Origin of the sequence: Streptomyces turgidiscabies Car8 (assembly GCF_000331005.1) — a bacterium.
Classification (GTDB): Bacteria; Actinomycetota; Actinomycetes; order Streptomycetales; family Streptomycetaceae; genus Streptomyces; species Streptomyces turgidiscabies.
This window is the reverse complement of the sequence record NZ_AEJB01000306.1, coordinates 1-9,606: the sequence shown is the minus strand read 5'-3', so window position 1 is coordinate 9,606 and position 9,606 is coordinate 1. Positions and strand designations below refer to the sequence as shown.

Here is a 9,606-nt window from a genome sequence, read left to right as displayed (position 1 = left end):
GGGTCACGTCGGTTCCGTCAGGAAACCGGCGGTACGACCACGCTCACCAGGACCGGCAGTGAAGTGGTGCCATTCCGTCCGCGACGTTGACGTCCTGGTACGAGGTCTTGGCCACGGCGGTGTACCAAATCTTCTCGGCGTCCGTGCAGACGCCGTCGACGGTCGTACCTCGCCACACGGTGTATTCGTCGAGGTCGGCGTCCGCCGCATGCGACCAGGTCAGCGCCGTTCCCCAGTCCTCGGCGGTGGCGGTCAAGGACGCCGGAGCCGAGGGCGCCTGCTTGTCGGTGCCGGTGGTGGCCGCGACCTCGCCGCTGTAGTCATAGCCGCTGACCGCGTAGCGGTAGGCGGGTCGATCGTTTCGATCGGATTCATCGCGTCCGTCCGGTCCACCGGGGCCGTTCGGGAACGGCGGAATCCAGCCGTCGGTGATCAGGACCCGTGAGGGACGTCCTCGGTTGTACCGATCTTGGTCGGGTCTCCGCAAAGAGCTCCGTGTGCTTGCTCCGCGCACTTGATGGAGAGTGTGCGGAGACCGTCTGCACAGGCTTCCGCCACTTCTTCACCTGGGCGACGGAGTGTGATGTTGCCCTCCGGATACGTAGTTTCGCTTGACGCCTGTAGGGTCCCCCGAGTTGTCTTTTCAGACACATGGGCCGCACTGCTGCGCCCACGTCCCAAAAGCACCTGAAGTGAGCGCCCGAATGTTTCGTCTGCCTCGTCCGGTTGGTCCGATTCACATGAGTCGCGCGACTCGCGTGGCTCGTTTGCGTCGTTCCGCCGTCGCCATGGCCGCCTCCGCGGTCACGGTGTCCCTCGCTGCCGGCTGCGGCGCACTCGACGCCAGTGGGGAAGCCGGTGAGGCGACCCCGGCCAAGGGCAACGACATCACCGTGGGGCTGCTGCTTCCGGAGACGGCGAACACTCGGTACGACAAGTTCGACTACCCGATCATCAAGAACAAGGTCGCGTCGATCACCAACGGCGAGGGCCGGGTCGAGTACGCCAACGCGGGCGCGGACGCCGCCAAACAGGCCCAGCAGCTGCAGAAGATGATCGACGACAAGGTCGACGTCCTGCTCCTGGACGCCGTGGACGCGCACGCCATCGCCGGCGACGTGAAGAAGGCCAAGGACGCCGGGATTCCGGTCATCGCGTACGACAGGCTGGCCGAGGGCCCCATCGACGCGTACATCTCCTTCGACAACGAGCTCGTCGGCGAGGTGCAGGGACGTTCCCTCCTGGAGGCGCTCGACGGTGACGTCGACGGGTCGAAGAAGATCGTCATGATGAACGGGTCGGTGACCGACCCGAACGCCGCGCAGTTCAAGGAGGGCGCCCTCTCCGAGCTCAACGGCAAGGTGACGATCGCCCAGTCCTTCGACACCAAGGACTGGAAGCCGGAGAACGCCGAGGCGAACATGACCAAGGCGATCGGCATCATCGGCAAGGACAACATCGCCGCCGTCTACTCCGCGAACGACGGCATGGCGGGCGGCATCATCCAGGCACTGGAGGCCGCGGGCGTCACCAAGCTGCCGCCGATCACCGGGCAGGACGCCGAACTGGCCGCCGTGCAGCGGATCATCGACGGCCAGCAGTACATGAGCGTCTACAAGTCGTACCCGCAGGAGGCCGAGACGGCGGCCGAGATGGCCGTCGCCCGTATCCAGGGCCGCGACATCCAGTTCGACGCCCTCACCCGGGACAAGGTCGACAGCCCCACGAACAAGGACATCCCGGCCCAGCTGGTGAGCGTCGTCGCTCTGACGAAGGACAACATCAAGAGCACGGTCGTCGAGGACGGCATCTACAAGATCTCCGACATCTGCACGGCGAAGCTCGACGACGACTGCGCGGCCCTCGGGCTGAAGTAGCCATCCGTGGCGACGGGAGCCACGGCCACCGCCACCGCCAGGGTCGCGTACCCCCGGGCCACCCGCCGCCCGGGGGTACGCGACGCGCATCCCGTAGGTACGGGAACGCCCCTCACGCCACCCGCGTGAACTCCACCGTCACCTCCGGCGGCCCCCCGGCCACTCCCCGGTACACGCCCTTGTGCGGTGTCACGTCGTCGTAGTCGCGCCCCCGGCCGACCACCACGTGGGACTCGTCGGCGCGGGTCCGGTTCGTCGGGTCGTAGCCGCACCAGTCGCCCGCCCAGTACTCCACCCAGGCGTGGGACTGGCCCTCCACCGGGCGGTGCAGTTCCGCCTCCCGCTCGGGGTGGAGATAGCCGGAGACATAGCGGGTGGGCAGGCCCAGGCCCCGCAGCAGCCCGATCGTCACATGGGCGATGTCCTGGCAGACGCCCGCGCCCTGCTCCCACGCCTCCGCCGCCGACGTGTTCACGCCCGTCGTCCCGGGCAGGTACGACACCCGGTCCGCGACCAGCGCGGAGACCGCCGTCGCCGTCTCGTGCGGGTCGAGGCCCACGGCCACCTCCCGTGCCCGTGCCACCAGTTCGGGCGGCACCGTCGTCCGTACCGTCGCCGTCGCGTACTCCAGCAGACGGGAGTTGGCCGTCCGGTCGGCGATCTCCGCCCAGCTCGGCGCGGGGTCCAAGGGGCCCGGGGGAGCGGTCTCCACCAGGCTCTGGGCGGTGATCGTGAGGTCGGCGTGCGGATCCATCAGGTCGAAACCGGTGACCTGCGTGCCCCAGTAGTCCCAGTACGACCAGGTCGGCGTCGTCGGGTTCACGGTGACCCGGGCGTCCAGCGTCGTCTGGCCGGGGAGCGTCAGCGGAGTCATCCGGACCTCGTTGTGCGAGGAGACCGCGGCCTGCGCGTACGCGACCCGGGTGACGTGCCGGATACGGAGCCGGCGGGTCATCGGCGCGTTCGCCGGCATGATGCTCGTCCCGCCGCCCGGCCCGCTCCCGGCCCCGCTCCCCGTCCCGCCGTCCGTCCCATTGCTGCTCATACCGCTCGCGCTCCTTCCTGGGCCCACTCCACGGGCCCCTGGTACGGGAAGAACTTCTCCGCGACCGCCTCCGCCGACGCCATGCAGGCGGTCTGCAAGTCCTGTAGCAGTACGGGGAGTTGGTCCTCCATGGCCTGCGAGTCCAGATACTCGAGGCGGGTCCGCAGCCGGCCGATCGGGCGGCGGGCAGGGTCCTGACGCGGACGGCCGAGGGCCGCGAGGCACTCCTCCGCCGTCGTCAGGGCGTGCAGCGCCGAGCGCGGGAAGTCCCGGTCCAGGAGCAGGAATTCGGCCACTCTCGGAGTGTCACCGAAACCGCTGTACACCCGCGCGTACGCCTCGTCCGCGCCGCTCGCGCTCAGCAGCGTCGGCCAGTCGGGGGCGTGGGCGGCGTCCAACACCCGTACGGACAGCAGCCGTACGGTCATGTCCACCCGCTCCAGGCTGCGTCCGAGGACGACGAAGCGCCAGCTGTCGTCCCGGCTCATGGTGGAGTCCGCGAGACCGAAGAAGAGGGCGGATCTGCGCCGTACGAGCTCCAAGTAGGCGTACGGGCCCGTGCGTCGGGCCGCGAGGCGCTGGTCGGCGAGGGCGTGCCAGGTGGAGTTGAGGCACTCCCACATCTCCGAGGAGACGGCCTCGCGGGCGCTTCTCGCGTTGAGCCGGGCCGCCCCCAGCGCGCCCTCGATCGCACACGTCGAGAGGGCGTCGAAGGCGAGCTGGTCCAACACCTGCTGCATGTCGACGGGTTGGCCGCCCGCGTCGACGCCCAGGATCGCGTACAGGGAGCGGCAGGCCGCGTCCTCGTCGCGCCAGGGGTCCTCGAGGAGGCGGTGCAGATAGGCGTCCAGGATGCGGCTCGTGGCGTCGGCCCGCTCCACGTAACGGCCCGTCCATGTCAGGGCTTCGGCTATCCGGGAGAGGATCACGTCGTTCACTGCTGCTGCGCCCCTTCCTGTACGAGGGTGAGGTTGCCGTCGGGGCCGTGCTGGCGTGGGGCGACCTCGGGAAGCGTGCCGGTCGGCTCGGGGTACGCGGTCTCGGTGGGGCCCTCGGCGAGCACCCAGGTGTCCTTGGAGCCGCCGCCCTGGCTGGAGTTGACGATCAGGTTGCCCTCCTGGAGGGCAACGCGGGTCAGCCCGCCCGGCAGGACCCAGACGTCGGTGCCGTCGTTCACGGCGAACGGGCGCAGGTCGATGTGGCGCGGCGCCATCCGCTCGCCGGCCAGGGTGGGGGAGGTGGAGAGCGCGACGGGGCGTTGGGCGATCCAGCCCCGGGGGTCGGCGGCGACCGCCTTCCGGGTCCGTTCCAGGGTCTCCCGGTCGGCCTTGGGGCCGATGACGATGCCCTGGCCGCCGGCGCCGTCGACCGGCTTGATGACCAGCTGGTCGATCTGGTCGAGCACGGCGTCCAACTGGCCCGGCTCGTCCGGACGGAACGACTCCACGTTCGGAAGAATCGGTTCCTCGGAGAGGTAGTACCGGATCAGATCGGGTACGTAGGTGTACAGCAGCTTGTCGTCGGCGATGCCGTTGCCGACCGCGTTGGCGAGGGTCACCGTCCCCGACTGGGCGGCGCTCAGGATGCCGGGGCAGCCGATCACCGAGTCGGGCCGGAAATGGAGCGGGTCGAGGAAGTCGTCGTCCAGCCGTCGGTATACGACATGGACGGGCACCTCACCGCGCGTGGTCCGCATCCACACCCGGTTCTTGCGGCACACCAGATCGTGTCCCTCGACCAGCTGCACGCCCATCAGCCGGGCCAGCAGCGCGTGTTCGAAGTAGGCGGCGTTGCTCGGCCCCGGGGTCAGGACGACGACCCGGGGATCGACGGCCCCGTCCGGCGCGGCGGCCCGCAGCGCGGCCAGCAGTCGCCCCGCGTAGCCGTCGACGGGGACGACGTGCTGTTCGGCGAAGAGGGACGGGAAGATACGGGTCATCGCCCGCCGGTTCTCGATGACGTACGACACCCCGGACGGCACCCGGACGTTGTCCTCCAGGACCCGGAAGTCCCCGGCCTCGTCCCGGACGAGATCGATGCCGGCGACGTGGATACGTACCCCGCCGGGTGGCTCGATGCCCTGGGCGGCCCGGTGGAAGTGCGGCGAGCTGAGCAGCAGCCGCCACGGCACGACACCGTCCTCGAAGGCCTTGCAGGGCCCGTACGCGTCCGCGAGATAGGCCTCCAGGGCCCGCACCCGCTGGGCCACCCCGCGCTGGATGAGATCCCACTCCAGGGCGTCGAGGATCCTCGGCACGAGGTCCAGCGGCCAGGGCCGCTCCTCACCGGCGAAGGCGTAGGTGACCCCGCGGTCGGTGAACGCCCGGGCCATCTGGTCGGCCCGGAAGCGCAGTTCGGTCGGTTCGATGGGCTGGAGCGCAGCCAGTACCGGCTCATAGGCGGTCCTGACCTCACCCGGCCGCACAAACATCTCGTCCCACGCGTCGGCCAACGCGTATGCGTCAAATATGTCCGCCATGGCCTGACGGTAGGGGCGGGACGTAACGGGACGATCTCCGTGCGGTTTCCGGGAGCTTGCGCGACAGGAGTGGTACGCGCTTTCCCTCCCGCGCCGTCGGATCGCGACCGCGTCCGGGCGGGCCGATAGCCCCGGCTGGATGGGGGACACCCGGCCGGGGCTGCTCCAGACGTTCCCCCGTGCGCCTTGCGGCGCCCCCGTTACGTCTTGGGAAGCGCCTTCCACAATGCCCTTCGGGGCAGCGCCCCACCACCGTCAGCTTGTTGCAGGGACACGGGCGGAGGAGGGGCGAAAGTCGGACATAGTAAGGGGATTGGGGGCGCGTGACGCGCCACGCCGTGTTGCGGACCACGTCCGGGCCGCGCATAGTTGCGCTGCAAAGTTCTGGATCCAGTGGTGGGATGGGGCGATGGCCGGGCACGGGACGGACGAGCATCCACACGGTGCTGACCGACTGTGCGAGGCCGGGGATCGCGTGTATTCCCGGGCCGTACGGCGGGGCCGTGTGCCGCGCCGTGACGCCGACCCGGTGCCGTGTCTGCTCGAACTCGCCCTGCTGCACCCCGATCCCGATGACATGGCCTGGCTGGTGCCGACCTCTCCGCAGGAGGTCATGACCCGGCTGCTGCGTGGCGTGTACGACGAGGTCAACGCGAGCCAGCGGCGCGTGGGTTCCGCCGTCGCCGCCTTCGAGTCGTACGCCCGTCTCGGCAGCCAGATCCAGTCCGCCGGCTCGAGCTCCGGCTCCGGAGAGGGGACCGCCCTGCGCGTGCTGGACGGTCTCGCGCGTATCCAGGCCGCGATGGACGAGGCGACGGAGGCCTGCGCGACCGAGGTGCTGACCGTGCAGCCCGGCGGTATCCGCCGCGAGTACGAACTCTCGGAGGGCCTGCACCGGGCCCTCGCGCTGCGCGAGCGCGGGGTCCGGATGCGGGACCTCTACAACCACGTGGCCCGGCACGGCCAGGGCCTGCTCAACTACCTCGAACTGATGGGCGGCACGGTCGAGGCCCGCACCCTCGACGAGGTGATCGAGCGGCTGATCGTCTTCGACGGCACGGTGGCGTTCATCCCCGCGAACGCGGAGCGGACGGTCGCGCTGGAGATCCGGCATCCGGCGCTGGTGCAGTACCTGGTGACTGTCTTCGAGCGGCTGTGGCGCTTCGCCGTACCGCTCACGGCCCCGCTCCCCGACACGGGCATCGAGGGCATCTCGCACCGGGAGCGGTCCATCGCCGCCCTGCTCGCGGAGGGCCACCAGGACGCGGTGGTCGCGGAACGGCTGGGGATCAGCGTACGGACGTGCCGGGCGCACATCGCCCGGTTGTCGGAGACGCTGGGGGCGGTGAGCCGGACGCAGTTGGGGGTGCGGATCGCGCAGGCGGGACTGGACGGGCCGCAGCACGGAAGCGTCACCTCGGGTGGCCTGATCAGCCTTCCCGCACCGGCGAAGGCCCCTGACTCTGCGCCTGCTCCAGAATCCCCGACTGCCCGATGAGGTAACCGAGTTGGGCGCGGCTCTCGCTGCCGAGGGTGGTGGCGAGCTTGGCGATGTGGACGCGGGCGGTACGGATGTTCATGCCGAGCCGGGTCGCGATGACGGAGTCGGTGTGGCCCTCGACGAGCAGGGCCGCGATGGCCCGTTGGCGGGGCGTGACGCCGTTCAGGGACGGCAGCTGGACCGTCTGCGGGTACATCGGCGTGGCCAGCGTCCACAGCCCCTCGAAGGCGGAGACGAAGTACGCGATCAGCGCCGGGTTCCGGACTTCGAGGGCGACTCCGGAGTCAGCCGGGCCCGTCCGGTCGGGTACGAAGGCGACGGTGCGGTCGACGATGAGGATCCGGTCGGTGACCTCGTCGAGGAAGCGGGCCTGGGCGTCCCCGCGCAGCTTCTCGTAGCGGGCGAAGACGAGGGGCTGGTGGCGTGTGGTGGCCTGGTAGAGGGTGCGGATACGGGCGCCCCGGTCGAGCAGTGCCTGGTCGCGGGCCATGGCGACGGTGTGCGCCTGTCCGCTGAGCCCCTTGCCGTACTCGATGCTCGGCTGGACGGAGAGAAGTTCCTCGGAGGCGGTGGCCATGGCCTCTGTGATGGCCTGGTTGATGCGCCTGCTGCCGAGCAGGACGCTGATCGTCGGGGTGTCCGTCCGCAGGGCCGGGGTCTCCACGCTCAGCAGCGGTTCGAACAGCTCCGCGAGCCGTTCCTCACGCCGCCGCTCGGCCGTGATGCGCTCGGCCGCGCCCCGCAGCAGCCGGTGCAGGGCGACCGGGGGCGCGACGGGCTCCAGCCGGCCCAGGTCGTCGACGGCCGGGTGCAGCAGCCCGAGGTCGATCAGGCAGGGGGCGTTCTCGGCGTCCGACTCGCGTACGTGGCCTTCGAGCAGGGTGCGCCGGTACAGCACCGATCCCGGTTCGCACAGGTCGTCCGGGCTGTGGTCGGGGTGGGGGGACGACGTCACTAAGCGGTTCTCTCCTCAGTGGTCGTGGCCCTGGTCCAGGATTCCCGACTGCGCGATCAGGAACCCGAGCTGGGCGCGGCTGCCGCTGCCCAGGGCGGTGGCGAGCTTGGCGATGTGGGCGCGGCAGGTGCGTACGTTCATGCCGAGGCGGCGGGCGATGGCCTCGTCGACATGGCCTTCGATGAGGAGCTTGGCGATGGAGTGCTGGATGTCGGTGAGGCCGTCCGGAGCGGTTTCGTACGGCGCGCCGGCGCTCAGGGGCACCGCCCGGCCCCACATGAATTCGAACACCTTGATGAGATAGCGGACCAGACCGGTGTGCCGAAGCTCCAGTGCGACCTGCCGGTCGTCGCGCACGGGGATGAAGGCAACCGTTTCGTCGCAGATGATGAGGCGCTCGACCAACTCGTCGATCGTGCGGTATTCCACCTTGCCGTCGGCGACCTGGTCCACGTACGCGAGACGCTCGGGGTTGTAGCGGGCCGTGTGCTGATACAGCGTGCGCAGCTTCACACCACGTTCGATCAGCGGGCGGTCGCGCTCCAGCCCCTGGAGGAGACTCCGCTCGGGGCGGGCGCCGCCCTGGCTGGGCTGGACGGTGAGCATCTCGGTCCGGCACTGGGCCGTGGCGAGGTTGAGAGCGGCGTTGATCCGGTCGTTGCCCTCCAGCACGGTGATCGCGTGCGTACCGGCCGCGGGCTGGGCGGCGAGGGCCATGAAGGGTTCGAAGGAGTCGACCAGTTCGATCGAGTGCCGTCTGCGCTCGCGGATCTCACGCTCTATCGGGTCCAGCCACTGGGTGAGAGCCACCGACGGGGGTACTGGACGCAGCCAGGTCGGGTCGTCGGGATCGGGCTGAAGGAGGGCGAACTCCACCAGGCAGGGAGTGGTCGAAACCTCCGATCGGGCGATGCGCCCGGTGCGCAGAGCGGCCGCATAAAGACGGCTGCCCTCCTCGCACAACTCGGTCACCGCATGGGGATGTGTCGCTTTAGTCCCATTCATCACCAAATCTCCACCCCCCAGGGTCCTGAACGTGCAGGAACATGATGCATCGATTGTGTGGCCATGACGTGCCCGAATGAGCCATCGTCTTACTCGACGGGGGAAAGAGGGACCTTCAAGTGAGGACGAAGCCGATTATGCGTAAGAAAATGCTTCGCTGGGTGCTTGTCGCCGCCTTCTCAGCCGTCGCGACCTTCGGGGCACTGAGTGGCCTGTCCGGCACGGAGAGTGGCAACAGGGCGGACAGTACCTGGCCGCCACTGAGCGCGCGTTCCGTAGTTGCCGGTGACAGCGTTGCAGGGCCCTCCGTCGGTCCGTTTGACAGCACATGGGACTGACATGACGACTCCACCCGACGACCGTTCCTTCCGTCGCGAAATGGCCACCGCCTACCGCTCCGGCTGGCACTTCATCGACCTGGTCACCGCCATCCCCCACAGCGGTGACTCGCTGATGGTGACCGTGTTCGGAGAGCCGGTCGTCGTGACGCGGGACGACGAAGAGGACGTTCGGGCATACCGGTGTCTGCGGCGGCCTCGGGGGGCGCCGCAGCCCGTACGGTGTGCCATTCGGTACGGAATGATCTTTGTGAACCTGGATCAGCGCGACCACCGGCTGGACCACCCCGACATCCCGGATGTCCCTGGCATCCAGGACGTACAGACCATCTCAGCCACCCCCCGCAGTGCCTGACGCGATTCCCCCGTCGCAGTAGATCGCTCAGGTGCTTCCCCCCAGTAGCGG

The 9,606-nt window shown here is 69.4% G+C and carries 9 protein-coding genes; 3 read left to right on the top strand and 6 right to left on the bottom strand.

The window, feature by feature from the left end; all coding sequences use genetic code 11:
• Positions 1-43 precede the first annotated feature (43 nt).
• Complete coding sequence (locus STRTUCAR8_RS20220) at positions 44-487, bottom strand: hypothetical protein (protein ID WP_044472533.1); 444 nt, start codon at positions 485-487, stop codon at positions 44-46.
• A 301-nt stretch (positions 488-788) separates the two neighbouring features.
• Here STRTUCAR8_RS20220 and STRTUCAR8_RS20215 point away from each other — a divergent pair, with 301 nt between their 5' ends.
• The gene (locus STRTUCAR8_RS20215) at positions 789-1,877 is read left to right on the top strand and encodes a sugar ABC transporter substrate-binding protein (protein WP_086025782.1); all 1,089 of its coding nucleotides are present in this window, start codon (positions 789-791) and stop codon (positions 1,875-1,877) included.
• Positions 1,878-1,989: 112 nt separating this feature from the next.
• Here the strand turns inward: STRTUCAR8_RS20215 and STRTUCAR8_RS20210 are convergent, their stop codons facing one another.
• The 3 genes from STRTUCAR8_RS20210 to STRTUCAR8_RS20200 all read right to left on the bottom strand — a co-directional run bounded on the left by STRTUCAR8_RS20210 (position 1,990) and on the right by STRTUCAR8_RS20200 (position 5,401).
• On the bottom strand, positions 1,990-2,832 hold the full coding sequence (locus STRTUCAR8_RS20210; RefSeq protein WP_044472535.1) for a transglutaminase family protein: 843 nt from the start codon (positions 2,830-2,832) through the stop codon (positions 1,990-1,992).
• Between the two features lie 86 nt (positions 2,833-2,918).
• Positions 2,919-3,860, bottom strand: coding sequence for an alpha-E domain-containing protein (locus STRTUCAR8_RS20205; protein ID WP_006377719.1), 942 nt, complete (start codon positions 3,858-3,860; stop codon positions 2,919-2,921).
• Positions 3,857-5,401 (bottom strand): circularly permuted type 2 ATP-grasp protein, encoded by a 1,545-nt coding sequence (locus tag STRTUCAR8_RS20200; RefSeq protein WP_006377716.1) that lies wholly within the window; start codon positions 5,399-5,401, stop codon positions 3,857-3,859. Before STRTUCAR8_RS20200 ends, STRTUCAR8_RS20205 begins: the two co-directional genes overlap by 4 nt.
• 409 nt (positions 5,402-5,810) lie before the next feature.
• Between STRTUCAR8_RS20200 and STRTUCAR8_RS20195 the strand changes: the two genes are divergently transcribed.
• Positions 5,811-6,899: a helix-turn-helix transcriptional regulator gene (locus STRTUCAR8_RS20195; RefSeq protein WP_078507247.1), complete on the top strand. Its 1,089-nt coding sequence runs from the start codon at positions 5,811-5,813 to the stop codon at positions 6,897-6,899.
• On the opposite strand, the gene STRTUCAR8_RS20190 is transcribed toward STRTUCAR8_RS20195, so the two are convergent.
• Positions 6,832-7,857, bottom strand: coding sequence for a helix-turn-helix transcriptional regulator (locus STRTUCAR8_RS20190; protein WP_006377720.1), 1,026 nt, complete (start codon positions 7,855-7,857; stop codon positions 6,832-6,834). The genes STRTUCAR8_RS20195 and STRTUCAR8_RS20190 overlap by 68 nt on opposite strands.
• Before the next feature lie 15 nt (positions 7,858-7,872).
• Positions 7,873-8,862, bottom strand: coding sequence for a helix-turn-helix transcriptional regulator (locus STRTUCAR8_RS20185; protein ID WP_078507246.1), 990 nt, complete (start codon positions 8,860-8,862; stop codon positions 7,873-7,875).
• 339 nt (positions 8,863-9,201) lie between these two features.
• Between STRTUCAR8_RS20185 and STRTUCAR8_RS20180 the strand changes: the two genes are divergently transcribed.
• The gene (locus STRTUCAR8_RS20180; protein WP_044472530.1) at positions 9,202-9,555 is read left to right on the top strand and encodes a Rieske (2Fe-2S) protein; all 354 of its coding nucleotides are present in this window, start codon (positions 9,202-9,204) and stop codon (positions 9,553-9,555) included.
• Positions 9,556-9,606 lie beyond the last annotated feature (51 nt).

Coding starts and splice junctions, on each gene's coding strand:
- STRTUCAR8_RS20215 (WP_086025782.1), top strand. CDS start 789: ATGGCCGCCTCCGCGGTCACGGTGTCCCTCGCTGCCGGCTGCGGCGCA.
- STRTUCAR8_RS20210 (WP_044472535.1), bottom strand. CDS start 2,832: ATGACCCGCCGGCTCCGTATCCGGCACGTCACCCGGGTCGCGTACGCG.
- STRTUCAR8_RS20200 (WP_006377716.1), bottom strand. CDS start 5,401: ATGGCGGACATATTTGACGCATACGCGTTGGCCGACGCGTGGGACGAG.
- STRTUCAR8_RS20195 (WP_078507247.1), top strand. CDS start 5,811: ATGGCCGGGCACGGGACGGACGAGCATCCACACGGTGCTGACCGACTG.
- STRTUCAR8_RS20185 (WP_078507246.1), bottom strand. CDS start 8,862: ATGAATGGGACTAAAGCGACACATCCCCATGCGGTGACCGAGTTGTGC.
- STRTUCAR8_RS20180 (WP_044472530.1), top strand. CDS start 9,202: ATGACGACTCCACCCGACGACCGTTCCTTCCGTCGCGAAATGGCCACC.